The organism is Candidatus Dormiibacterota bacterium (assembly GCA_035635555.1).
Taxonomy (GTDB): domain Bacteria; phylum Acidobacteriota; class Polarisedimenticolia; order Gp22-AA2; family Gp22-AA2; genus Gp22-AA3.
The window spans coordinates 399,476-423,612 of record DASQAT010000046.1; the positions used below are offsets into that span (position 1 = coordinate 399,476).

The 24,137-nt window shown below is 69.8% G+C and carries 27 protein-coding genes; 9 read left to right on the forward strand and 18 right to left on the reverse strand.

Features of this window, described 5'->3' with window-relative positions; all coding sequences use genetic code 11:
- Position 1 precedes the first annotated feature (1 nt).
- Genes VEW47_14440 through asnB form a run of 8 tightly spaced genes read left to right on the forward strand, consistent with a single transcriptional unit; the run spans position 2 to position 9,466 of the window.
- A complete protein-coding gene (locus VEW47_14440; protein HYS06380.1) occupies positions 2 to 1,192 on the forward strand; it encodes a glycosyltransferase family 4 protein in 1,191 nt (396 codons plus the stop codon).
- Positions 1,189 to 2,712 (forward strand): hypothetical protein, encoded by a 1,524-nt coding sequence (locus tag VEW47_14445; GenBank protein HYS06381.1) that lies wholly within the window; start codon positions 1,189 to 1,191, stop codon positions 2,710 to 2,712. The genes VEW47_14440 and VEW47_14445 overlap by 4 nt, the downstream gene beginning before the upstream one ends.
- On the forward strand, positions 2,709 to 3,404 hold the full coding sequence (locus VEW47_14450) for a WbqC family protein (GenBank protein HYS06382.1): 696 nt from the start codon (positions 2,709 to 2,711) through the stop codon (positions 3,402 to 3,404). Before VEW47_14445 ends, VEW47_14450 begins: the two co-directional genes overlap by 4 nt.
- The gene (locus tag VEW47_14455; GenBank protein HYS06383.1) at positions 3,401 to 4,063 is read left to right on the forward strand and encodes a PIG-L deacetylase family protein; all 663 of its coding nucleotides are present in this window, start codon (positions 3,401 to 3,403) and stop codon (positions 4,061 to 4,063) included. Before VEW47_14450 ends, VEW47_14455 begins: the two co-directional genes overlap by 4 nt.
- On the forward strand, positions 4,060 to 5,148 hold the full coding sequence (locus VEW47_14460) for a DegT/DnrJ/EryC1/StrS family aminotransferase (protein HYS06384.1): 1,089 nt from the start codon (positions 4,060 to 4,062) through the stop codon (positions 5,146 to 5,148). The genes VEW47_14455 and VEW47_14460 overlap by 4 nt, the downstream gene beginning before the upstream one ends.
- Positions 5,136 to 6,260, forward strand: coding sequence for an MraY family glycosyltransferase (locus VEW47_14465; protein ID HYS06385.1), 1,125 nt, complete (start codon positions 5,136 to 5,138; stop codon positions 6,258 to 6,260). The genes VEW47_14460 and VEW47_14465 overlap by 13 nt, the downstream gene beginning before the upstream one ends.
- Positions 6,257 to 7,444, forward strand: coding sequence for a glycosyltransferase family 4 protein (locus tag VEW47_14470; GenBank protein ID HYS06386.1), 1,188 nt, complete (start codon positions 6,257 to 6,259; stop codon positions 7,442 to 7,444). The genes VEW47_14465 and VEW47_14470 overlap by 4 nt, the downstream gene beginning before the upstream one ends.
- Positions 7,445 to 9,466, forward strand: coding sequence for an asparagine synthase (glutamine-hydrolyzing) (gene asnB, locus VEW47_14475; protein ID HYS06387.1), 2,022 nt, complete (start codon positions 7,445 to 7,447; stop codon positions 9,464 to 9,466). It begins immediately after the preceding gene.
- Here asnB and VEW47_14480 read toward each other — a convergent pair.
- The 13 genes from VEW47_14480 to VEW47_14540 all read right to left on the reverse strand — a co-directional run bounded on the left by VEW47_14480 (position 9,409) and on the right by VEW47_14540 (position 19,709).
- Complete coding sequence (locus VEW47_14480; GenBank protein HYS06388.1) at positions 9,409 to 9,792, reverse strand: response regulator; 384 nt, start codon at positions 9,790 to 9,792, stop codon at positions 9,409 to 9,411. The genes asnB and VEW47_14480 overlap by 58 nt on opposite strands.
- Before the next feature lie 5 nt (positions 9,793 to 9,797).
- Positions 9,798 to 10,670, reverse strand: a complete 873-nt coding sequence (locus tag VEW47_14485) for a GAF domain-containing protein (GenBank protein HYS06389.1) — start codon at positions 10,668 to 10,670, stop codon at positions 9,798 to 9,800.
- 94 nt (positions 10,671 to 10,764) lie between these two features.
- The gene (locus VEW47_14490) at positions 10,765 to 11,370 is read right to left on the reverse strand and encodes a CheB methylesterase domain-containing protein (GenBank protein ID HYS06390.1); all 606 of its coding nucleotides are present in this window, start codon (positions 11,368 to 11,370) and stop codon (positions 10,765 to 10,767) included.
- Positions 11,367 to 12,326, reverse strand: coding sequence for a response regulator (locus VEW47_14495; protein HYS06391.1), 960 nt, complete (start codon positions 12,324 to 12,326; stop codon positions 11,367 to 11,369). The genes VEW47_14490 and VEW47_14495 overlap by 4 nt, the downstream gene beginning before the upstream one ends.
- The gene (locus tag VEW47_14500; GenBank protein HYS06392.1) at positions 12,323 to 12,715 is read right to left on the reverse strand and encodes a chemotaxis protein CheW; all 393 of its coding nucleotides are present in this window, start codon (positions 12,713 to 12,715) and stop codon (positions 12,323 to 12,325) included. The genes VEW47_14495 and VEW47_14500 overlap by 4 nt, the downstream gene beginning before the upstream one ends.
- Positions 12,696 to 14,729 (reverse strand): chemotaxis protein CheW, encoded by a 2,034-nt coding sequence (locus tag VEW47_14505; protein ID HYS06393.1) that lies wholly within the window; start codon positions 14,727 to 14,729, stop codon positions 12,696 to 12,698. Before VEW47_14505 ends, VEW47_14500 begins: the two co-directional genes overlap by 20 nt.
- Positions 14,730 to 14,947: 218 nt before the next feature.
- Positions 14,948 to 15,373 (reverse strand): transcription antitermination factor NusB, encoded by a 426-nt coding sequence (gene nusB / locus VEW47_14510; protein HYS06394.1) that lies wholly within the window; start codon positions 15,371 to 15,373, stop codon positions 14,948 to 14,950.
- 10 nt (positions 15,374 to 15,383) lie between these two features.
- Positions 15,384 to 15,848 carry a 6,7-dimethyl-8-ribityllumazine synthase gene (gene ribE, locus VEW47_14515; protein ID HYS06395.1) on the reverse strand — a complete coding sequence of 155 codons (465 nt, stop codon included), beginning with the start codon at positions 15,846 to 15,848 and terminating at the stop codon, positions 15,384 to 15,386.
- A 98-nt stretch (positions 15,849 to 15,946) separates the two neighbouring features.
- Positions 15,947 to 16,708 carry a hypothetical protein gene (locus VEW47_14520; GenBank protein ID HYS06396.1) on the reverse strand — a complete coding sequence of 254 codons (762 nt, stop codon included), beginning with the start codon at positions 16,706 to 16,708 and terminating at the stop codon, positions 15,947 to 15,949.
- Positions 16,705 to 17,625, reverse strand: coding sequence for a PfkB family carbohydrate kinase (locus VEW47_14525; protein ID HYS06397.1), 921 nt, complete (start codon positions 17,623 to 17,625; stop codon positions 16,705 to 16,707). Before VEW47_14525 ends, VEW47_14520 begins: the two co-directional genes overlap by 4 nt.
- A gap of 2 nt (positions 17,626 to 17,627) precedes the next feature.
- On the reverse strand, positions 17,628 to 18,485 hold the full coding sequence (gene mtnP, locus VEW47_14530) for an S-methyl-5'-thioadenosine phosphorylase (protein HYS06398.1): 858 nt from the start codon (positions 18,483 to 18,485) through the stop codon (positions 17,628 to 17,630).
- Between the two features lie 45 nt (positions 18,486 to 18,530).
- Positions 18,531 to 19,382: a patatin-like phospholipase family protein gene (locus VEW47_14535; protein ID HYS06399.1), complete on the reverse strand. Its 852-nt coding sequence runs from the start codon at positions 19,380 to 19,382 to the stop codon at positions 18,531 to 18,533.
- Between the two features lie 12 nt (positions 19,383 to 19,394).
- Complete coding sequence (locus VEW47_14540) at positions 19,395 to 19,709, reverse strand: hypothetical protein (GenBank protein ID HYS06400.1); 315 nt, start codon at positions 19,707 to 19,709, stop codon at positions 19,395 to 19,397.
- 239 nt (positions 19,710 to 19,948) lie between these two features.
- Here VEW47_14540 and VEW47_14545 point away from each other — a divergent pair, with 239 nt between their 5' ends.
- Positions 19,949 to 21,766, forward strand: a complete 1,818-nt coding sequence (locus VEW47_14545) for a sensor domain-containing diguanylate cyclase (GenBank protein ID HYS06401.1) — start codon at positions 19,949 to 19,951, stop codon at positions 21,764 to 21,766.
- A gap of 9 nt (positions 21,767 to 21,775) precedes the next feature.
- Here the strand turns inward: VEW47_14545 and VEW47_14550 are convergent, their stop codons facing one another.
- The 5 genes from VEW47_14550 to VEW47_14570 all read right to left on the reverse strand — a co-directional run.
- The gene (locus VEW47_14550; GenBank protein HYS06402.1) at positions 21,776 to 22,099 is read right to left on the reverse strand and encodes a hypothetical protein; all 324 of its coding nucleotides are present in this window, start codon (positions 22,097 to 22,099) and stop codon (positions 21,776 to 21,778) included.
- The gene (locus VEW47_14555) at positions 22,096 to 22,767 is read right to left on the reverse strand and encodes a CoA transferase subunit B (GenBank protein HYS06403.1); all 672 of its coding nucleotides are present in this window, start codon (positions 22,765 to 22,767) and stop codon (positions 22,096 to 22,098) included. Before VEW47_14555 ends, VEW47_14550 begins: the two co-directional genes overlap by 4 nt.
- Positions 22,709 to 23,425, reverse strand: a complete 717-nt coding sequence (locus VEW47_14560) for a CoA transferase subunit A (GenBank protein ID HYS06404.1) — start codon at positions 23,423 to 23,425, stop codon at positions 22,709 to 22,711. Before VEW47_14560 ends, VEW47_14555 begins: the two co-directional genes overlap by 59 nt.
- Positions 23,422 to 23,859, reverse strand: coding sequence for a cobalamin B12-binding domain-containing protein (locus tag VEW47_14565; protein HYS06405.1), 438 nt, complete (start codon positions 23,857 to 23,859; stop codon positions 23,422 to 23,424). The genes VEW47_14560 and VEW47_14565 overlap by 4 nt, the downstream gene beginning before the upstream one ends.
- A 19-nt stretch (positions 23,860 to 23,878) precedes the next feature.
- On the reverse strand, positions 23,879 to 24,137 hold a 259-nt coding region (locus tag VEW47_14570; protein HYS06406.1), incomplete at its 5' end, for a methylmalonyl-CoA mutase family protein.

Consider the following 24,137-nt stretch of genomic DNA (forward strand, 5'->3'; position numbering starts at 1 on the left):
CGTGATCGGCGATCGGCTCCGGCGGCCCCTCCGCGCCGTCCTCCCGGGCCTCTCCATCCTGCACGTGATCACCCGTCTTGATCGCGGCGGCTCGTCCGACTGCACCCTGCTCCAGGCGATCGCCGCCGCGCGGCGGGGCCATCGCGTGACGATCGCCTGCGGACCGACGCGCCAATCGAGCCCGCTCCTCGTCGAAGCACGACGGCTGGCCGGACTCGAGATCGTCGATGTCCCGCACCTGCGCCGCGACCTGTCTCCCAGGCACGACGTCGGGGCGCTCCTGTTCCTCCTCAGACTCCTGCGGAACCGACATTTCGATATCGTCCACACTCACACATCGAAGGCGGGCGCGCTCGGCCGCCTCGCCGCGGCCCTGTCCTCGCGTGTCCCGGTCGTCCACCAGCCCCACGGTCACCTGTTCTACGGGTACCACGGCCCGATCGGCACCCGCCTGGTGATTCTCGCCGAGCGACTCCTCGCACCCCTGGCGCGGAGGCACATCGTCCTGTCCTGGCGCGGTGCCGAGGAGCACCTCGCGAGGGGCGTCGGGCGCCCCGGCCAGTTCACGGTGGTGCGCTCGGGGATCGACCTGCGGCCGTTCCGGACGTCGGCGAAAAGGCGCTCGGCGTGCCGGGAGCGCCTCGGGCTGCGTGACGACGAGTTCGCGGTCGGCACGCTCTGCCGTCTCGAGCCGATCAAAGGGGTGGACGACCTCCTGCAGGGCTTCCTGCTCGCGGCGTCCTCGCGGCCGCGTCTTCGTCTGTTCCTCGCGGGGGACGGTCCGCTGAGGAACGACCTGCTCGATGCGGCGCGGCGCGCCGGAGCCTCGGCTCGGGTCGCTGTCAGCACGTCCTGGGTGGCGGGGCCCGATTACCTGCCGGCGCTGGACCTGTTCGCGCTGGTGTCGCGCAACGAGGGGATGGGGCGCGCCCTGGTCGAGGCGATGGCGGCCGGGCTTCCTGTCCTGGCGACCAACGTCGGCGGCATGCCGGAGGTCCTGGAGGAGGGTCGCGCGGGTCTCCTCATCCCGCCCGGCGATGACGAGGCGATCGCGCGCGCCATCGCGCGGCTGATGGACGACGCGGAGCTGCGCGCGAGCCTGGCGCGCCGCGCGCGTTCCCGCGCCGTCGTCTTCGGCGCGGGGCGGATGGGGCATGCGCTGCTGCGCGTCTACCGCGAGGTGCTGAGGTGAGAGGCCGCATCGACGCCACGGCCCGTCGCTCGTTCCTCGTCCTGGGGATCGCCTGCCTTGCCGGGCCGCCTCCTTCGGCGTCCGTGGCCGCGAACCTGTCGACCGCCGCCGCTCCGCCCGCCGTGACGGAGATGGTCACAGTGATCCACCTGCACACGACACTCTCCGACGGCGCGGCGGTTCCCGTGGACCTGGCCCGGGCGGCGCGGACGGCGGGAGTGGACGCTCTCGTGATCACCGATCACTACCTCGAGAAGGTGACCTACGCCCCCTGGCCCATCGGCAACGTGCTCGGGCTCTCCCTGTCGCGCGCGTCGGTCCTCTCGGGAGGCATCGACCGGTACTTCGAGACATTGTCCGCCGCTGAGAAGCAGGTTCCGGAGGTGCTGCTGCTGCCTGGTCTCGAGGTGAGCCCGTACGCGCGCTGGACCGGCTCCCTCCTCAAGCGCACCCTGGCTCTCGAAGGCTGGCACCGGCACGTCCTGGTGATCGGCATCGAGGATTCGAACGCCCTCCGGGATCTTCCGGTCGCCGCGAACCGCAGAGGGGGGCGGTACGGCCCCTGGTCGCTGCTCTTCGTCCTGCCGGCCGCGGCGCTCGTCTGGTCGACGGGACGCCTCGCGAAGCCAGGCTACCGCGAGACGCGCATCGGAAAGTTCGTGCTGCGGCGGAGGCGGGCGCCGATCCTCCAGGGACTCCTCGGTGCGGCCTCGCTCGCCATCTTGGTCGCCGGCTTCCCCTTCCGGGTCGAAAGATGGAGCCCGGTCGGCGTGGACCCCGGCGACGCTCCGTTCCGCTGTCTCGAGGAGCGCGTGCGCTCGCTGGGTGGGCTGACCTCGTGGGCGCACCCGGAGGCTGCGGCCGACAAGGAGGAGCTGGGCCTGCGCATCGCCACCTCTCCCTACCCCGAGATGGTCGTGCGGACCGACGCCGACGCCTTCGGGGCCCTGCCGGAAGGGGTCAAGATGCTGCTGCCGCCGGGGGGCCTCTGGGACCGGGCTCTCCTCGATCACCTGGAGGGGAAGCGCCTGAGCGCCCCGTTCGCCATTGCCGAGATCGACGAGCATCGGGCCACGCAGGACATCGATCTGCGCATCCTGCAGAACGTGTGCTCCGTACGCGAGCGCACGCACGCCGGTGTGGTCGAAGCGCTGCGCGCGGGACGCTGCTACGCGCGCTGGACTCCGTACGATCGCCCTCCGTTGCGCCTCGTCGCATGGGAGGCGGCCGCGGGGGCCGGGAGGACGGCGGGCGCGGGGGGCGTTCTGCGCCGGATCGGTCCCCTGACGGTGCGTCTGGCCATTGCCGGCGGGGACGGTCATGAGGTGACCGCGCGCCTGCTGCGGCGGGGCGAGGTGATCTGGAGTGACCGTATCACGCCCCCATTCGAGAGGATCGTGCCGGACGAGCCACGGGACCCGACCTACTACCGTCTCGACGTCGAGGGGGCCTATCCCTACAGGCTGATCGGGAACCCGATCTTCGTGGTGGCGGGCGCCGAGCCGAGGGAGGGGGCATGAGGCTCGCCGCCCACCAGCCGCAGTACCTGCCGTGGCTCGGTTTCTTCGACAAGATGGACCGCGTCGATCGCTTCGTCCTTCTCGACTTGGTCCAGTACAAGAAGAACGAATGGCAGAACCGCAACCGCATCCGCACCGCCACAGGCTGGCAGTGGCTGACCGTCCCCGTGCATTACCGCTTCCCGATGACGATCCGGGAGGTGGAGATCGACGAGATTGGCTCATGGCGCCGCAAGCACCGCGAGGCGCTCCGAATCCACCACGCGCGCTGTTCGTTCAGGGACACGGTCCTGCCGGAGATGGACGCCATCTTCGACGAGCCGTATCCGAGCCTGGCGGCGCTCAACCTCAAGGTCATCCGGCTGCTCGCGCGCCTTCTCGGGGTGCGCACGCCCCTCCTGCTCGCGTCGGAGGTTCCGGGACTGCCCGAAGGCGCCGACGAGCGGCTGATTGCCTTGTGCCGGCATTTCGGCGCCTCCGACTATCTCGCCGGTCAGGGGGGCGCCGCCTACATGGACATGGCCGCCTATGCCGCGGCCGGCGTGAGAGTGTCGTTCCAGTCGTTCCGGCACCCCGTCTATGCCCAGGCCTACACGGGGTTCGAGGCCAACCTGTCGGCGATCGACATGATCGTGAATTGCGGACCGGGGAGCCTCGAGCGGATCCGGGAAACGCGCGAGGTCGCGGCATGAACATCCTCGCCATAGGGGCCCACCCGGACGACATCGAGTTCGGCTGCGGGGGAACGCTCATCAAGTACGCCGGCAAGGGGGCCTCTATCGATCTGCTCGTGGTCACCGACGGGGCCCGCGGCGGCCGGGCGCGCACGCGGCACGACGAGCAGCTCCGCGCCGCGAAGGTCCTGGGGGTGCGGCGCGTGCACTGGGGCGGCTACCACGACACGCTACTGCCCTCCGTGCGCCACCTGATCGACTGCATCGAGCGCGTGCTGCGTCGTGTCCGGCCGGACTTCATCTTCGTCAACAACCCGGACGACACGCATCAGGACCATCGCGAGGTGGCGCGCGCGGCGGTCTCGGCTACGCGTTACGCACGCAACGTCCTGTTCTACGAGGGGCCGACCACGGTGAACTTCACGCCCACGGTGTTCATCGACATCGCCGAGGAGATCGAACGCAAGATCGGGGCCCTGCGGCACCACCACAGCCAGGTGATGAAGACCCGCATCGAGGGCACGGCCATCTGCGAGATCGCCCAGGCCTCGGCGCACTTCCGCGGGGTGCAGGGGCGAGTGCGATGGGCGGAGGGTTTCGCGCCCCTGCGGCTGTTCATCAACGTCACGGGAGCCCCGGCGGCTCCGGCCCCGGCGCGCCGGCGGCGGGGCGCATGAGCGGGAGGGTGGTCGCGGCCTTGCGGTCGGACTCGCCGGTCCGGGTGCCGCATTCCCGCCCATTCCTGGGGCGTGCGGAGGAGGAGGCGGCCCTGCGGGTCCTGCGTTCCGGGAGGCTCGCACCCGGACCTGAGGCGTCCCGGGGCGGGAGGCTGCTCGCGGACCTTTCCGGTTGCGGCACCGCCGTGCTGCTGTCGTCGGGCACGACCGCGCTGACGCTCGCGCTCCGGGCGCTCCGGATCGGCGCGGGCCACACGGTGGCGATCCCGAGCTATACCTGCGCGGCGCTCCTGCACGCCGTGCGGGGGGCGGGTGCCGTGCCCCTTCCGTGCGACATCGAGTCGGACAGCCTCGCCCTCGACCCCTTGGACATCCTCCGGCGCGCCCCCGGGAGGGCGCGCGCCGCCATCGTCGTCCATCCGTTCGGCGAGCCGGTGCCGCTGGAGCCGTACAGGGAGCTCGGTATCCTGGTCGTCGAGGACTGCGCGCAGGCCATCGGGGCGCGGGATCGTGGCTCTCCGGTCGGCGCGCGCGGTGACGCGGCGGTATTCTCCTTCGCCCCGACCAAGGTCCTGACCTGCGGCGGCCCCGGGGGCGGTCTGGCCTCGCCCCGTGCGGCGACCGTGGACGAGGTCCGCGATCTCGCCGGACATGACGAGAAGGACGACGATCGACAGCGCACCAATGCTCTCATGGGGGACCTGCACGCCTCGGTGGCGGCGGTCCAGATGGAGCGGCTGACGGAATTCCTGGACCGACGCCGCGCGCTAGCGCGACTCTACGATGAACGACTCCTTCCCCTCGGTCTCGAGCGGCCGGCGTCCTCCGCAGGGACGGAGCCCGTGGTGTACCGTTACATCCTGCGGGTGCCCGACGCCGGGCGGCTCATCGAATCCCTGGCGAAGTCCGGAATCGTCGCCCGGCACCCGGTGTACCGGCCACTGCATCGGATGACGCGCGTCGAGGGGACCTTCCCGAACACGGAGCGTGCCCAGCGCACGCTCGTCTCGCTGCCGCTCTATCCCGCCCTCACGGACACGGATGCCGAGAAGGTGATCTCGGAGGTGCAACGGTGTCTGTCCTAGCCCTGCTCTCCGTCGGCATCATCCTGCTGGCGCGCCCGCCGTCCGGGAGCCCCTTCGAATCGGCCTTGCTCGCCTTCCTCGCGGCGTTCGGTCTCACGCCGTTCGTGCGGCTGCTCGCCCTCCGCGGCGGCGCTGTCGATCGACCGGACGCGCGCAAGAGGCACGCTCGACCGACACCCCGTCTCGGGGGTGTGGCGGTCGTCGCGGCTTTCGTGCTGACCCTGGGGCGGACCGGCGGGGTGGACGGCGAGATGATCGCGATCGCCGCCTCGGCGCTGGCCCTGATGCTGGCGGGGGCTATCGACGACACGCGGGGCCTCTCGGCCCGGCTGCGTCTCGTGCTGCAGCTGGCCTGCGCCCTGATCGTGATCGCCGCCGGTGTGCGGCTCAATCTTCTGCCTGGGACGGCCGGGGCCGTCGGCAATGTCCTGCTCTCGATCGTGTGGATCGTCGGCATCACGAACGCCTACAACTTCATCGACGGCATGGACGGTCTCGCGGGCTCGCTCGGCGCGCTCATCGCATTCCTCCTGGGGCTGGTGGCGCACGGCGGCGGCCAGACGGGTCTGGCGACGGCCTGCGCCGCTCTCTGCGGGGCGCTCCTCGGGTTCCTGCCGCACAACCTGCGCCTCGGCGGACCCGCGCGCATCTTCCTCGGTGACTCGGGAAGCGCCAGCGTCGGATTCCTGCTCGCCGCTCTCGCCATCAAGGAGGACTGGGCCGAGGGGGATCCCCTCGTGTCGCTGGCCACGCCGGTGCTCATCTTCAGCGTGCTCATCTACGACATGCTGCAGACGACGATGTCCCGCGTCATGTCGGGGCGGGTGCGCAGCTTTCAGCAGTGGATCGATTACGTGGGGCGGGACCACATCCATCATCGCTTCACCGATCTTCTCGGTCATCCGAGGCGGGCCCTCGTCCTGATCCTGAGCCTGGCGCTCGGACTGGGGCTCTGCGCCCTGGGTCTGCACCGCGGCGACGGCGCCGAAGCGGTCATCTTCCTGGTGCACGGTGCTTTGGTCCTCATGGTGGTCGCCGTCCTGGAGGGGTCGGCGCGCAGAGCCGGCCCAGGGGGCGGGACGGTCGCGAGCGGCGGCAGGAGGCGGAGATGAACCACCCATTCCTCCTGGCGGTCAACGACTTCCCGCCCCACCTGGGTGGCGAGGCGACCCTGTACCATGCACTGGCGCGTTACCTGGGGCGCGACGAGGCGGTCGTGCTGGCGCCGAGCGCTCCGGGGGACGCCGAGATCGACGCTGCGCTTCCCGTCGAGGTCGTGCGTCGCTGGCTGCCGCCCCACGGCGGAGCGATCAGCCGGGTCGCGCGCGGTCTTCTCGAGGGACTCCATCTCGCCCTCCTGCTGGCGCGGCGCCGGTTCGATTACCTGGTGTGCGGTCAGCTCCTGTCGATCGGCGCCCCCCTGAGCCTGCTGGCCCGCGTGTGGCGCCTCCCCTACGCCGTCTTCGTGCACGGCGCCGATCTGGCCGACTACGCGGAGCGGGCCCCCTGGCGATCCCTGGCCCGTTCGATCCTCTCCGGGGCGCACACCGTCGTGGTCAACAGCCGTTTCACCGCCTCGCTCGTGGATCGACTGCTCCCCGGCGCCGCCCGACGGATGATCGTGCTTCCCATGGGAGTCGAGCCGGCGCCGCGGGTGGACGAGACCGCTCTCGCCGAGCTGCGGGCCCGGTACGCCCTGTCGCGCGGCCCCGTGCTGCTGTCGGTGGCGCGCCTCGTGCCGATGAAGGGGCACGACGTGGTGATCGAAGCGCTGCCGCGTCTCGCGGCCCGCCATCCGGACATCGTGTACCTGATCGTCGGGCAGGGACCATACCGTCCATTCCTCGAGCGGCTGGCCCGCGAGCGATGCGTGTCACGGCACGTGCGCTTCGCGGGCGTCGTCCCGAGACAGGAGCTGGCGGCGCACTACGCCGTCGCGACTCTGTTCGTGCAGCTCAGCCGCGCTACGGGAGAGTACGACGGCCTGGAAGGGTTCGGCCTGACGTTTCTGGAGGCGGCGAGCCTGGGTCTCGCCAGCGTCGCCGGGAGGTCCGGAGGCGTGCCCGAGGCGATCTCCGAGGGGGAGAGCGGACTCCTGGTCCCGGCGGAGGATAAGGATGCGTTCGCCCAGGCCGTCGATCGGCTCCTCTCCAATCCGGGCGAATTGCGACGTCTCTCGGAGGGGGCGCGCCGCTGGGCCGCGCTGCACACCTGGGAGTCCACCGCGAAGTGCCTGCGCTCCCTGGGACACGATCTGCGCGAGGGGGCCCCGGCCTGCGCGCGGAGGGCCTCCTGAATGTGCGGCCTGGCGGGCATCCTCAGTCTGTCCGGCGCCCCCGTGCGGCACACGGCGCTGCGCGCCATGACCGAGACGCTCCGTCATCGCGGCCCGGACGAGGGGGCAGTCATCCTGATTGCCGACCGGAGCGACCCGTCGGGAACCCCCGGGCGCGAGAGGCGCGGCGAAGCGCCGGTCCCCACGAGACTCGGCCTCGGCCACCGGCGCCTCAGGGTGATCGATCTGAGCGGCCGCGCCGCGCAGCCGATGCGCTCGCAGTCGGGCGCCTGGCTCGTCTACAACGGCGAAATCTACAACGCGTACGAGTTGCGCAGCGAGCTCGAAGCGCGCGGCGCGCGCTTCCGCTCGCACAGCGATACGGAGGTCGTGCTCGAGGCGCTCGACGCCTGGGGTCTGGAGGCCCTGCCGCGATTCAACGGGATGTTCGCCCTCGCCTACTGGGACCCGCGTGGGCGACGCCTGATCCTGGCGCGCGATCGTTTCGGCGAGAAGCCCCTGTACTACGCGATCGCCGCGGGGCTCCTGATGTTCGCGTCCGAGCTGGGGGCGCTGGCTCGAAACGGCGACGTACCGCTCGAGATCGATCCCGAGGCGCTCGAGCTCTATCTCACATTCGGATTCGTCCCGGCCCCCTGGTCCATCTACAGGGGCGTGCGCAAGCTGCCGCACGCCTCGTACCTCGAGGTGCTGCCGGACGAGGCGCCCAGGGTGGGGCGCTATTATCGGCTGGAGGATCACCGTGGCTCCCGCGTCCCCGACCATCCGGAGGACGCGGTTCGCGCCACCCTTCTGGAGTCCGTTCGGCGGCGTCTGGAGGCCGACGTGCCGCTCGGCGCCTTCCTGTCCGGAGGACTCGATTCGACCGCCGTCGTCGCCTGCATGCGCCTGTCGCGCGGCGCGCCGCCTCTCACCTACTCGATGGGGATCCCGGATCTGCCTTACTTCGACGAATCGAGCCGGGCCCGCAGGACCGCCGGAATCTTCTCGACGCTGCATCACGAGGTGCGGGTCGATGCGGCGGCGTTGCGGGCGGAGATCCCGTTCGTGCTCGGGCGGCTCGACGAGCCGTTCGCCGACTCCTCGGCCCTCGCCTCCTCGATCATCTCCCGGGCCGCGCGTCGCGACCTGACCGTGGCCCTCTCGGGTGACGGGGGGGACGAGCTGTTCGGCGGATACCGCATGTTCCGCGGCCTGGCGGCTCACAGACTCCTGCGGCGCCTGCCGCCGCGCGCCGCAGCGGCCCTGGCGGCGCTCCTGTCCCCGCTGCCGGCGCGCCAGGGGGGCGGCACGCCCGGCGTCGTGCGGCAGGCGAGGCGGCTCCTCGAGGGGGCGACGACCGATCTGGCCGCCGCCCACACCGCCTGGATGTCGGTGTGCGGACGGGGGGCCCGCCGGGCGCTCCGGCCGGCGGTTCCGGACGAGGACCTCGGGGTGTCGCTCCTGGAGGAGCGCTACCGGAGGTTCGGCGGCGGGCTGGACGCCGCGCTCGCCGTCGAGGTCGACCTGCCCCTGCCCGACGACATGCTGGCCAAGGTGGACCGCACGAGCATGGCCCACGCTCTGGAGGTCCGGGCACCCTTCCTCGATCCCGCGCTCGTGGAGCTGGCGCTGTCGCTCCCCTCACGGACCCACTTCGGTCTTTTCTCCGGCAAGCGTCTCCTGCGGCGGGCGATCCGGGACCTGGTTCCGCCCCACGTCCTGCGGGCCCCCAAGCGTGGCTTCGAGGTGCCCGTTGGTGACTGGCTTTCGGGGCCTCTGCAGCCGCTGTTCAGCGAGATCGTGTCACCCCGCGCGCTCCACGAACTCCCGGGCCTCGATCCCGGCGTCCCCCGGGCCTGGCTCGACGAGCATTGCGCGCGGGCCCGCGACCACGGGCGGGCCCTCTGGAGCCTGTTCGCGCTCTGCTACTGGATGCAGGGACCCCGCCGCGCGCACTCCGGGGGAGCACGCGAAGCGGTGCGTCAGGAGAGGGGATGCTCGAGCAGCGCGGCGACCGTCTTGAGCAGCACGGAAGGCTGAATCGGTTTCGGGACGTACGCGTTGGCTCCGAGCGCCAGGCCCCGCTTGCGATCCTCCTCCGCCCCTTCCGTGGTCACGATGACGATCGGGAGCGTCTTCGTGCGCGCGTTGGCGCGGATGAGCGTGACCAGCTTGAGACCATCCATCATCGGCATGTTGATGTCGGTGATGACCAGGTCGACGCGCTCCGTCGTCAGCTTCTTCAGGGCGTCGACGCCGTCCACCGCTTCGATGATCCGACAGTCTTTCAACCGCCGAAGGGAGAACGCCAGGAGCTGCCGCATCGTGGGCGAGTCCTCGACGATGAGAAAGGTCGTGGCGCTCATCGGTGTCAGGTCCCCTGTGGGGAGGGGGCCGTGAGCAGGTCGAGGAATCCCTGCAGCTCGGACAGCTTCTTCTCCGACCTCTGGTAGAGCTTGGAGCTGAACAGGGCCGTCGCGGCGTGCCCCGCCAGGAGGGTGAACAGCTCGAAGTCCAGCGGCTCGAAGCGGTCCTTCTGCTGCAGAAGGCGGTAGAGCGCCACCAGCCCGATGACGCGCGTGCCGATTTTCAGCGGAATGCAGGCGATCGGGTGCGCGATGTCCACGCCGGCCCGTTCCGGGAGGGGATCGGCGTAGTACGACTGACCCTGGAAGGCGTCCTTGAGGGGTCCATCCTCGGGCCGCACCTTCTCGGGGACGCTCGTGCCCATCCCCTGGCTGAGCTCGCGGCGCAGACGTCCACCCCTCTCGTCCACCCAGAAGATCGCGAACCCTTCTGCGCCGATGAGGTTGATCAGGATCTCCCGGACCGTGTCGAGGACCTCGGCGAAGTTCAGGGTGGCGTGCAGCTGGTACGAGGCGACGTACAGGTTCGCCAGGTGGTTGTTCTGCGCTTCGATCTCCTCATAGCGTGCCGCCACGCTGCGGTTCATCGCCTCGACCTGCCGGAAACGGGCCAGGAGATCGTCCCGTTCCTTCTCCAGAGTGTGCAGGCGCTCGGTGAGCTCCTTCACCGACTCGGATGGAGAGGAGGAGGTCTTGCCGCCCGGCTGATCGAGCTCGCGCTCGAGACCGGCGACCCGAAATCTCAGACGCTCGTTCTCCCGCAGCAACTCCTCGGTGAAGGCGCGGGCCCGGCTGAACATGTTGCGCAGTTCTTCGCCGCGCGCCGAGAGGTCGTCGCGCTCCCCGCCCCGGGGGCTCCCTTCCCGGCTCCGGTTCATCTCCGCGAATATAGGTCCCGCGCGAAGCCGGTGCAATCCTGTAACCGCTTCGTTGACAGTGAAATGGCGACGAGCCCGCACCGGGCGGGGGGCGTCAGCGCCGGCAGCGGCGGGCCATCTCCAGAGCGATCTCCGAGCGTGGCAGGACCAGGTCCGCGAGACCGGCCCTTATCGCCTCGCGCGGCATGCCGAACACGGCGGCGGTCTCCTCCGACTCCGCGATGGTCCGCCCGCGCCGATCCTTGATGGCGCGCAGCCCCTCGACACCATCCCCCCCCATTCCGGTCATGAGGATGCCCAGGGAGCGCGGGCCGAACAGCTCCGCCGCCGAGACCATCAGGAGGTCCGCGGAGGGGGCGTAGCGCTCCGCCGGCCCCCGCGGCCTGACGTGGAAGACGATTCCGGGGGGAAGGCGGTCGAGCGTGGTCTGTCGTCCGCCGGCGGCGATGCAGATCGTGCCCGGCAGGAGGCGGTCCCCGTCCTTCGGCTCGGACACCGGCAGGGGGCAGAGCCGGGCGAGACGCTCCGCGAACAGGGTGGTGAAGCGTCCCGGCATGTGCTGCGCCACGAGGATGGCTGTGGTGGTGCCGCGCGGCAGGCGCGGCAGGATTTCGAGGAGGGCCGGCGGACCGCCGGCGGAGCAGCCGATGACGATCAGATCCGCCGGGCGGGCATCCCCCACGTCCTGCGGCGCGCTCACGAGGACGATTCGGCGGACGGGCGGGAGACCGCGGCGCGCTCCAGGGTGATCTGCTCCTTCAACGCCTCGGCCAGGACCGCCATCCTGTCGGGCATGCCGGGGAAGCGCCGGCCGATGAGGTCCTTGGCCTGGATCATTTCTTCGCGGAACGCTTCCGAGAAGCGCCGCTCTTGGACGGCGCGTCTGAATTCCTGGGGATGGTAGATCTTGAGATCGGAGACCATGATCCGCGCCAGACGGTGGATCTCCGAGCGCGGATCGATCGGTTCGTCCGCCCCGTTGGCCGAGAGCACCCCAACCTCTGTCGTGGAGGGGGTTCCCAGGGGGGAGGGGCCGGAACCCTCCGTCGCACCGGCACGCCTCCCCGCGGCGGCCGGCGCGGCAGCGACGCCCAGGAGAGTCGCGAGACGCGCCCGCAGCTGGGCCGCGGGGATCACGTCCTCGAAGTAGTCGTCGGCTCCGTAGAGATTCCCCGGGTGCCGCACGAACCGGTCCGACTTGAACACCGACCCCACCAGGGCCACACGTGTTCTCTTGAGGTCCGGGCTTCCCTTCACACCCTCGCAGACGGCCACGCCCAGGAGTCGCGTCATGTACACGTTGAGCACCATGAGATCGGGATGGTGCGCCACCGCGAAGCGGAAGGCCGCCTCACCGTCACCGGTGACCTCCACGCGGCACCCCAGGGACTCCAGGGTCCGTCGCACCAGGTCACGGAACTCGCGAGCCTCGTCCCCCACCAGGACGAGCGGTGAGGTGCGTCCCGCCCGGCCGGCGGTCTGCTGGGGGCGCGCGGCTGCCGGGGAGGCCTGGGCCGGGGGGCCCGGACCGCCGGCGTGGATGTTCTCCTCCGTCGCGAAGACGCGGTTGCAGCCCCCGCAGCGGACACGGCGGGGTGCGGTCCCGCCGTCGGGGATCCGGTAGTTCCGCGCGCAGCCGGGGCAGACGACGATCATGACATCCCCCGCAGGAGCGCGGCGATGTCCAGGGGGGCGACCTGATTCGAACGGGGCGCGACCCCCGACACCCGGTCCACCACCAGCCCGAGCCGATCGTCGGCCGACCGGACGACGATGACCTGCGCCGCCTCTCCGGACGGGCGCGGCGGGAGGGCGAGGCACCGGCGCAGATCGAGAAGGGTCACCATCTGTCCTCGCACCGGGATGATTCCCTCCACCGCCGGAGCGGTCCCGGGCACCCGTGTCGGTGCACGATGACGCATGATTTCGATGACCGTATCGACCCGCACGGCGAACTCGCGCCCTTCGATCGTGAACAGCAGCACGTGATCGCGGGCGCCATCGCCGGGGACGGCCGCATCGCCATCAGGCGTCGACGTCGGCATTCTGGTCTCCGGACATGAGCGTCTCGGGGTCGAGGACGAGAACGGCGGTCGCGTCCCCGAGGTCCGCGGCCCCGGCGACTCCCGGCAGGTCCCCGAGGAAGCGACCGATCGGCTTGACCACCACCTCCTGGCGGCGGACGAGACCGTCGACGACGATTCCAAACTTCCGCCCTTCGCCGCCGGCGACGATTGCGTACCGCCCGAGCGTCGCGCGGTCGGTCGCACCTCCCCCGGCGCCGGACAGGAGGCGGTCCAGCCGCAGGAGGGGCAGCTGTCCGTCCTGCCGCTCGTACAGGAGACCTCCCTCCGACTCACGCACACGTGTGCCATCCAGCCGCAGGTTTTCGCGGATCGAGGCGATCGGGATGGCGAAGCGTTGATCACCCGAGCGCACGATGATCGCGGGCACCAGGGACAGACTGATCGGCACCATGACCGTGAACGTCGTCCCGCGTCCTTCGGCCGATCGCACGACGATCGAGCCCTTGAGCGCTCTGATCGCCCGGCGGACCACGTCCATGCCGACGCCGCGACCGGACACCGTGCTGACGTGGCTGGCGGTGCTGAACGCGGGACGGAAGATCATCTCGTGCGCCTCCTCCCGGCTCATCTCGCGATCCGCGGGCCACAAGCCCCGGGCCGCGGCGGCGGCCTCGATCTCCCGGATCGCGATGCCACGCCCGTCATCGATGACGTCGATGACCACGGACGGGCCGCGCCGGAAGGCGCTCAGGACGAGTTGCCCGCGTCGGGGCTTCCGTCGACGCTCGCGTTCCTCCGGAGATTCGATCCCATGATCGATGGCGTTGACCACGAGATGCATCAGGGGCGTGGCGAGGCCATCCATCACCGACTTGTCGATCTCCGTGTCGGCCCCGAGTGTGTGGAGGTCGATCTCTTTCCCCGACGCCCGTGCGGCCCGCGCCACGGCGCGGCCGACCTTGCGGAACTCCTGATCGAGCGGGACGAGGCGGGCCTCGATGGCGCCGCGTTGCAGCGCGCGCAGCCGGGCCAGAACGATCCGCAACAGCGGTCCCATCTGGCGCGTGCTGTGGTCGTCGGGATGCGCCTCGCGCACGGCGGCGATCTCGCGCTCCAGGGAGGCGAGGGCGATCGACAGTGCGTCGACCTGTGACAGGACCCCGTCCAGACGCGCCACCGGGACCCGGAGCGACTGGGTCGCTCCACGCCGATCCGCGGCGGCCTCCGTCCCCGGAGCGGATCCGTCCGGCGACGCGGCCTCTCCCGTCGCGGCGGACGACGGACCGGAGACGACGCGGCGATCCTCCACGATGGTCCGCGGCAGGTCATCGTCCGAGAGAAGTCTCGGGCTGGCCACGAGGAGATCGAAGGCGATCCTCTCGTCCCGTTCCCCGACGACCGGCAGCGTGCTGATGAGCTCGCCCACTTCGCCCACGCGCCGCGCGACGTTCTGGAGATCCTCCTCCAGGCTCTGCGGGTCGGGGCGAACGCGCACCAGCGCCAGGTGGAATCCCTGCGACAGGCACTGTCGGAGGCGTCTCTCCTCGTATTCGGTCAGGGAGGCGCGGATCCTCTCCGGCAGGCCGGTCGTCCCCGGACGATCGTCCTGCGGGATGATGATTGCGGCGGCGGCGCGCGCCAGACGGTCGGTCAGCGGACCCAGCCCGGAAAACGCCGCGGATCCGGAGCGCAGGTCGCGCACGGCACCGAGCAGCGAGTCGAGCGTGTCGTGCAGAAGGTCGAGGATGGCACCGTCGAGTGATCCGCCCAGGCGCAGACGTGTCAGGAGATCTTCGAGCGCATGGGTGAGCGACGCGATCTCCGGAAAGCCCAGGAGCCCCGCGAAGCCCTTGAGCGTATGAGCGCCCCGGAACAGGGTGTTGATCAGATCGAGATGCGGTCGCCCCGCCTCGAAGACGGCCTCCAGATCGCGTACGGCATCGGAGAGCGCCTCGAGGATCTCGTCCGCCTCGGCGACGAACTCGCGCAGGCTGCGCTCCCTCTCCGGACGGCCGGACCGCTCGTCAGACATGGAAGGCGCTCCGGAGGGAGCGCACCGGGTGTTGGACGTGATGCGTCGTCAGGATCTGTAGCCTCCGCGCCGCGCACCACGACTGTCATTTCGACGGCGGCGCGCGGGCCGCGGTCGGGTCGTGGACGCAGTACGGGGTAAAATCTAGGCCGGATTAAAAATACGGCCACCCGCGAAGCCTGGATGACAGGAATGTAACCGGCCGGGGTGGCGGGACCCTACCCGTGCAGGGCGCCGGCGGCCTCGAGCTTCTTGCGCACGGCATCGAGGATTCCGTTGGCGAACTGGGAGGAATCCTCTCCGCCGAAGCGCCGAGCGACCTCGATCGCCTCGTCGATCACGACGATGGGAGGCGTTTCCGTCTCGTGGAGGAACTCGTACACGGCCAGTCTCAGGATGTTCCGGTCGACGATCGCCAGACGCTCCAGACGCCAGTTCTCCAGGTTCTCGGTCAGGATCGCATCGATCTCCTCCAGGGAGGAGAGGGTGCCGCCGGCCAGCCTGTCGGCGAAGGCGCGCACCTCCGCGACGGCGTCGCGGCCCTCCCAGAACGAGGCCGCGACCTCGGCCATCGGGGTTCCCGAGGCCTCGGCCTGGTAGAGCATCTGCAGCGCGAACTCCCTCGCCTTCCGCCGGCTCCCCATGGCTAGGCTCCTACTCCAGGCTGCGGAACAGGGAGACCATCTCGATGGCCGCCAGGGCGGCATCCCAGCCCTTGTTGCCCCCCTTGGCCCCGGCCCGCTCGATGGCCTGGTGCAGGCTCTCCGTGGTCAGGACTCCGAACGTTACAGGAAGCCCGGCCTCGAGCGCCACAGAGGCGACGCCGCGCGCCACCTCGGCGCAGACCTGCTCGTAATGCGAGGTCTCACCCCGGATGACAGACCCGAGGCAGATCACGGCGTCGAATTTGCGCGACAGCGCAAGGCGGCGCGCGGCCACGGGAATCTCGAAGGCGCCCGGGACGCGCACCACCGTCATGTCCTTGTCCCCGACACCGTGCCGGCGCAGACAATCGAGCGCCCCTTCCAGGAGGCGCTCCGAGATGAAGTCGTTGAACCGGCTCATCACCAGGGCGATCCGGAGCCCCTTCCCGTCCAGGTTCCCTTCGACAATGCGCATCGACACGTATCCGCTCCAGTCGGTATTCCCGCGGTCCAGGGATCGTAGCGGCCGGCCGCGCGCGCTGTCAAGAACGGAGCCCTGGGAGTGTGTCCGAGTCAGGGAACGAGGCAGGGACGGAGGATGCCGGCCCAGGCGGTGGCGAAGACGGACTTGAGGACGACGTCGGACAGGAGCAGCACCCCGGCGACGAGGTACCAGGCGCGCCGCGAGCAGGCCGGGGGGACGGGAGGGCGGCCGAGCCTGCGACCGGCGGCGAACAGCAGCGGTTCCGCCAGGCAGAGACCGATGAGGACGAAGGCGGCCACACGCAGGACCGCCCAGGGCGGCCAGCCGAGCAGCAGCGCGGTTCCCGGGGCGCCGCCGACCGCGGCCAGCGAGCCGACGTAGAAGGACATGTAGCCGACCAGAATGGCACCGAGCGCTATCCCCAGCAGACCACCGGAGCCGGCCGACAGCAGGCTGAAGGCCAGAAGGTGCAGGAGGTGTTCCGGCACGAATCGAGCGGGATCGGTCTCGCGCCCGATGCCGCTCTTGATATACGCGAACATCTCCTCTCGGTAGGCGGGGCCATTGAGGACCACGCGCTCCATGGAGGCGGGGTCACGGCGGGTGAAGGCGATCACGGAAGCGGACAGCCCGGCGGCCCAGAGCAGCGCGGCCAGCGCCGCGGCGCCGCGCCGCCCGCGCAGGAGCAGAGCCGCCATCACGGGATAGACCGCCGCGGTGGCGAGGATCGGCAGAAGGGGCGGTCGCTGGCCGGCCCGGGCCAGGAGCACCACGAGCGGCGCCAGCAGGGCCGGGAGGGCGATCAGGCCGCCCGGCCAGTCCCGGTGGGCGCTGTGAGGGCCGAGGATCATCGACGGCCGCTGGACGGCCCGTCGACGCTGAGGAAATCGCGCAGCTCCCCGGCCCGGCCGTCGATTTCCGCAGTCGTCAGGGCGCCCAGACGCCGGAGGCTGAAATCCTCGACGCAGAAAGACGCGAGGACGCTGCCGTAGATCATCGCCTCGCGCAATCCGCGACCGCCGGTCTCGCCGCTTCTCGCCAGGTGCCCCATGAACCCGCCCGCGAAGCTGTCCCCGGCCCCGGTGGGGTCGACCGGCCTCTCGACCGGGTACGCAGGGACCGCGAAGTAGCGCCCCTCCGAGAAGAGCGCAGCGCCGTACTCTCCCCTCTTGATCACGAGAAAGCGCAGGCCGAGCGACAGGAGGCGACGGGCCGCCACGACGGTGTTCAGCTCTCCCGCGAGAAGACGCGCCTCCGAGTCGTTGATGATGAGTCCGTCCACTTCCACCAGAAGACGCTTCAGGGCCTCGTTCTTTCCTTCGATCCAGAAATTCATCGTGTCGCACGCGCTCAGGCGCGGCCGCGTCCGGCGCAGGACCTGCGACTGGAGATCCGGGTCGATGTTCCCCAGGAACAGGTTCGGCACATCCGCGTCCTCGGGGCGCAGCCGGGGCTGAAAGGACTCGAAGACATTGAGGTGGGTGGAGAGAGTCGTGCGCTCGTTCAAGTCGTCGGAGTACTCGCCGGACCACCGGAATGTCCGGCCTTCCAGGACCTCGATGCCGGACACGTCGATGCGGCGGGAGCGCAGGAGCCCCATCGGGGCCTCGCCGAAGTCCGTTCCGACGACGGCCACCATGCGCACGTCGGTGAAGTAGGACGCCGCGACGGCGCAGTAGGTCGCGGACCCGCCCAGAACCTCGTCGGCCGCCCCGTATGGAGTCTTCACGGAGTCGAACGCCACGGATCCGATCACCAGGAGCGGCACGTTCACTCCAGGTACTTTCCGACCAGAAGACCGAGCCGTTCGCGGGTCTCGCGGGGGATGCGACTTCTCTCGGTCAGGATGGCGTTCTTGAGGGCGGAGGCGCAGGGACAGGTCCGGTCGGCCGTCAGGCGGCCGGCCAGCCGCGCCAGGATCGCCTGCGCCATCGCGGCGTTGTCGTTGAGACGGGCGACCACCTCCTCCACCGTGACGGGGGTCTCCTCGGGGCGCCAGCAGTCGTAGTCGGTCACCATGGCGAGCGTCGCGTAGCAGATCTCCGCCTCGCGAGCCAGCTTCACCTCCTGCGCGTTTGTCATGCCGATGACGTCGGCCTTGAACGAGCGGAACAGGTGCGATTCGGCGCGCGTGGAGAACTGCGGCCCCTCGATGCACAGGTAGGCGCCGCCCCGGTGGACGCGCGCGCCGCACGCCCCCGCCGTCTCGAAGAGCAGCCCACCCAGGTCGGGGCACACCGGGTCGGCGAGCGAGACGTGCGCCACCAGACCCGCGCCGAAGAAGGTCGAAGGACGGTGCCGCGTCATGTCGATGAACTGGTCCGGCACGACCACGTCCAGCGGGTGCATCTCCTCACGCAGGCTGCCGACCGCGCTGATGGACACGATGCGCTCGATCCCCAGCGATTTGAAACCGTAGATGTTCGCACGGAAATTGATCTCGGAGGGGAGCATCCTGTGCCCGGCGCCGTGGCGCGACAGGAAGGCGACGTCCCGTCCGCCGAGAGTTCCCAGGACGTAGGCACCGCTCGGGTCGCCAAAGGGCGTGGTGATCGTCTTCTCCTGCCTGTCCTGCAGGCCGGCCATCCGGTACAGACCGCTGCCGCCGATGACTCCGAGCGCATTCATGGGAGGCTCCGTGAAAGGAAGCGAATCCTAACAAGCCCCCCCGCTTCAGTCAAGCAAACCGGCCCGCAGCGCGGGCTCCGCCCCCAGCCAGGAGCGGATCGTCCCGAGCGCGCGCTCGACCGCGGCCTCCCCGGCGTCGATGAGCCGGGCGGGGTCATCCGGCCAGGAGATCATCGTTCCGCGGCCGCGCACGTCGGGGCGGAGCACCAGGAGACGCTCACCGCACGCCGTCTCGAGGGAACGCCAGTAGTCCCGGCGGGCCTGGCGCAGGCAGACGACGAGCGACAGATCGACAGCGATCACACGGCGGGCGCAGAGCGGCGGGGCGAAGGCGCGCTCGACCGGCACGGCGGTGAACCAGCCCGCGTCAGCCAGGAACCGCGTCCTTCCGCCGGAGCGGGATACGAGCGGCGGAAACAGGAGCGGGATCGCCGCGGAAGCCTTGACCGCATCGGAGATGCCGATGCTGGCGGGGAGTCCCGGTCCGCCCACCACGAAAACCTCCTCCCGGGATCTGAGGTCGAAGGTCAGGATGCCCAGGCGCCTCACCCCATGGTGCAGCCGCTCGAACGAGGCGCGCTCCAGTCGATCGAGGTAGCCGGGGATCGCCCCGGCCCGTGCGGATGCGGCGCGGGACAGCCAGGGCACACGCCAGCGCGACAGGGCGAACGCGAAGAGCGACGAGGCGTCGAGCCGGCGCGACGCCTCGAGCATCTCGTCCGGATGCATCCCCACGGCCGCGTGCATCGCGGCGACGATGGCGCCGACGCTGCAGCCGACGATGGCCTCGATCGGCACGTTCGCGGCACGCAATCGCCTCAGAACGGCGGCATGGGCCACGCCGCGGGCTCCGCCGGCGCCGAGCACCAGGACGATTCCGGAGGCAGGAGGCGCCACGCGGACACGCTCCTAGGCGGGGTCCGGCCGGGTCAGACGGATCAGACAGATCTCCGATTCCCCGCGCGCTCTTCCGAACACTTCCAGAGTGGCGGGGCGCGGCCGCAGGAGAATGACGAACGCCGTGCGCCCCCCGCGCTCCTTCCGGGCCGCCGCGATCAGGAGCGGACGGCAGCGTCTCTCCACGACACGGGCTCCCCGGCGGGCCGCGGCCGCGGTCAGACCGTTCTGACGAAAGAAGTGGTCGCTGACCAGGCGGGTCAGGAGAACCAGGTCCGGGTCCGCGGGCAGGGTGAGGGTCAGGGTGTCCCCTTGTCGCGCCGTCACGAACCGGGTCCCGGGCCGGTCATCGCGTCTCCTGCCTTCCAGCGCACGCCCTTCACGGCCCCGAAACCTCGCGCTTCCGGGCCGCCCTGGGCTGTCTTGATGCGGATCGAGTGGAACGACTGCAGTTTAGGGATTGCCCGGGGGGGCTGTCAATCTCCCGACTGGCACCCGCCACACGCTTCCTTGCAACCACGGCACGCGACACCTAAATTTGTTCTTTCAGGGACTCAGGGGGACGTGTGTCGGTCGCGGGAACACTGGCGGTGGTCGACGAGCTGAGCCGGATGAAGGAGGACGCGCGCAAGGCGCGCCGGTTCCGGGTGTACGCCTACGCGCTCGGTCTCTGCGCGACGGCGGTCGTCGCCTTGAACGTGGCGCTGGCGCACGAACGGATCCGCGAGGATCTCCTGCCGGTCTTCGTCTTCTCGATGTTCATCGGGTTCGCGTGGTACTTCAGCTTCTCCATCTTCCCGCGCGCCAGTCTTTCGATCTCCCTCGACATGGCGTACCTGATGACCGCGGTGTGCGTGCTGCCTCAACCCCTGCCGCTCATCGTGGCGTTCGGCGGGGCCGTTCTCGGGTGCCACCTGCGTGCCCGGGAGTCGCGCCTGCAGAATCCGTTCCTCCAGGTCCTCAGCCTGAACACCGGCGGCCTGGTGATGACCGCGCTGGCCGGACAGTACCTGTCGGTGCTCCTGGCGAGCAACTGGGACTTCCACCGGCTCAGCTGGGGTACGGTCTATGCCGTGGCAGCGCTGTTTGTCGCGTACAACCTGACGAACGTCGCCATCATGGGGGTGGCGATGCTTCTCAAGGGTGAGCCGGTCTGGCCGCATCTGTCGACCTACCTGCGCTACCTCCCCTCTCTCGAAGTGTTCACGATGCCCCTCACCCTGGGGCTGGCGCTCCTGTACGCCGCGGCCGGGATCTGGGGATTCGTCCCGTTGGCGGCCACCATCCTGCTCGCCAGCGGGCTCCTGAAGAAACTCAACCAGGCTCGCAACGAGCTGAGCGAAGCCAACGAGCAGCTCCAGGATCGCTCGCGCGAGCTGCGCATCCTCAACACGATCGGGCGGGAGATCAGCACGAGTCTTGATCCTGAGGTCGTCTTCGCTCAGGTGAGCCGGCACGTGCAGCGGATCCTCGATGCCCCCCACCTGTTCCTGTCCCTGTATCACCGCATCCCGCACGAGTCCTACGTCGAGTACGCGGCCCGGGACGGCGTCGTCCAGCCGCGCCCGGAACGCGCGCTCGGGCAGGGGTTCACGAGCTGGGTCGTCGAGGCGAAGCGGCCGCTCCTGGTGCACGATCTCCTGGTGGACCGGGACTCCATCCCGTGTGCCCCGGTGATTCTCGCTACGAGCATCCGCTCGATCATGTCGACCCCCTTGATCTTCAACGGCGAGACGATCGGCGTCCTGTGCGTCGAGAGCCCGCGCCCGGGGGCCTACAGCGTCGATCACCTGTCGGTGTTCACCACCATCGCGCAGCAGGCGGCCGTGGCGCTGGAGAACGCGCGCAATTTCCAGATGGCCACGGTCGACCAGCTCACGCGACTCTACCTGCGGGATTTCTTCTTCCGCAAGCTGTCGGAGGAGCAGGCGCGCGCCCGGCGCTACGGGAGCACCTTCACCGTTCTGATGCTCGACCTGGATTCCTTCAAGGAGATCAACGATCGCATGGGGCACCTGGCGGGCGATCGCTACCTTCAAAAGGTAGGCGAGGTGATACGCGAGACGATGCGCGCGGCCGACATCCCCTGTCGCTACGGCGGCGAAGAGTTCTGCGTGCTCCTGCCCGAGACCGACCTGGACGGTGCGACCCGCATCGCCGAGCGCATCCGCACGCGCGTCAGCAATCTCGAGGTGCGCATCGGCGACGGGGTGCTGAGGGCGACCATCAGCGTCGGCATCGCGGCCTATCCCGCCGACTACCCCGGGACGATTCAGGGGTTTCTGGAAAAGGCCGACCAGGCCCTCTACCTGGCCAAGCAATCGGGCCGGGATCGGGTCATCAGCACCGCCCTCAAGCCCGATAGGGAGAGCACCCACCGCTGAAGGGTGCTCCTAGTCCCGTCCGGTGAACTCGCGCACGGTCCGGCCCACGCGCCGCTCGAACTGCTTCGACAGGGACGGCACCGAGCCGTTGTCGTCGTCGAGCAGGAGCTTCTCGATCCGGAGCAGCGGGAAGAACACGGTCGACAGACTCAGACCCTCGCCTCCTTCGGCCGTCTGCCGTACCCAGTCGTCGAAGGAGTTGAGATCGATACCCTCGATGACCAGACCCGTCGGGTCGAGAGAGCGTAACACCCCCCAGAAACGTTCACGCGGATTCTGAATGTAGGCGATGACGACCGAGCCGGGACGAAGCGGCGATTCGGTCACGATCACGGAGCCCGCATGACGCCGATACCGCGGGGATCGAGGACCAGACGGGCCTCGGTCGCCGCGACGACCGCGTCGACCGTCGCACCCGGGGCGATCTCGCGCAGGACCAGGGTTCCTTCCTCCACGTCGATCACCGCCTGGTCGGTGATGATCCGGTCCACCACCCGGGGGCCCGTGAGAGGCAGACGGCAGCGCCGCAGAATCTTGGCCTCCCCTTCCTTGGTGGTGTGGGTCATCATCACGACCACGCGCTTCGCCCCCGCCACCAGGTCCATGGCCCCGCCCATCCCCTTCACCATCTTTCCGGGCACCATCCAGTTGGCGAGGTTGCCCTCCTCGTCCACCTCGAGCGCGCCCAGGATCGTCAGGTCGACGTGGCCGCCGCGGACCATCGCGAACGAATCGGCGCTCGAGAAGAACGCGGCACCCGGGAGGACGGTGATCGTCTCCTTCCCCGCGTTGATCAGGTCGCCGTCTTCCTTTCCCGGCTCGGGATACGGCCCCACGCCCAGCACGCCGTTCTCCGACTGGAGAATCACGTCCATCCCCTTTGGGATGTAGTTCGCCACGAGGGTCGGCATGCCGATCCCTAGATTCACGTAATAGCCGTCCTTAAGCTCGAGCGCCGCTCGCCGGACGATTCGTTCTCTTTTCGATTCGCTTGGGTCCATAGGTCCCCTGAAAAATCCAATCGATGAAGATGCCCGGGGTCACGACGTGATCGGGATCGATCTTCCCCGGCGGAACCAGCTGCTCCACCTCGGCCAGCGTCACGTCTCCCGCCGTCGCGGCCATCGGATTAAAGTTCCGCGCCGACATCCGGTAGACGAGGTTTCCCGCCTGGTCGCCCTTCCACGCCTTGACGAACGCGAAATCGCCGCGGATCGGCATCTCGAGCACGTACTCGCGGCCCTGGATCACGCGGCTCTCCTTCCCCTCCGCGACCATCGTGCCGACCCCGGTCGGGGTGTAGAAGCCGCCGATGCCGGCGCCCCCGGCCCGGACCCGTTCGGCCAGCGTCCCCTGCGGCACCAGCTCCACCTCGAGCTCTCCGTCGAGATATTGCCGCTCGAACGTCTGGTTCTCGCCGACGTAGCTCGAGATCATCTTCCGGATCTGGCGGGTCTTGAGGAGGAGGCCCAGGCCCCAGTCGTCGACCCCCGCGTTGTTCGAGACGCAGGTCAAATCCTTCACCCCGGTCTCCCGGAGCCCGAGGATCAGGTTCTCGGGAATGCCGCACAGTCCAAATCCCCCAAGCACGATCGTCGCGCCGTCCTTGATCCCGGCGCGCTCCAGCGCCTCGGCCGCGCTCTTCACCACCTTCCTCATCGCGTCCGCACGGCGGCGGCGGCCCCGGCCTTGGCGCCGCGCCGCTTGGCCACCCAATCCTTGATGTAATCGACGATCGCTCCGGTCGAGGTGCCTGGGCCGAAGAGCTCCCCGACACCCTGCGCCTTCAACGCCGCCATGTCTTCCTTCGAGATGATGCCGCCGCCGGTCAGGAGCACGTCCGAGATCCCCCGCTCGCGCATCAGCTGATGGACGCGCGGGAAGAGCGTCATGTGCGCGCCCGAGAGGATCGAGAGCGCCACGGCGTCCACGTCCTCCTGAACGGCCGCCTGCACGATCATCTCGGGAGTCTGGTGGAGGCCCGTGTAGATCACCTCGAAGCCAGCGTCGCGCATGGCGCTCGCGACGACCTTGGCCCCGCGGTCGTGGCCGTCCAGGCCCGCTTTCCCGACCAGCACGCGGATCTTTCGCATGGACTGCTTCGTCTCCACTCTAGAAGACCGCCGGCTCTCGGTAGACGCCGTACGCCTCGCGGAAGACGTCGCTGATCTCGCCGAGCGTGGCGTAGGCCCGGACCGCGTCCAGCACGTACGGCACGAGGTTCTTGCTGCTCATGCAGGCGTCGCGGAGCGCTTCCATCGCCCGGGCGTGCGCGGCCGGGTCACGCCGAGCGCGCACGGCCTGGATCCGCTCGATCTGGCGCCGCTCGATCTCGGGATCGATCTTGAGCACCGGGATGGCGACTTCCTCT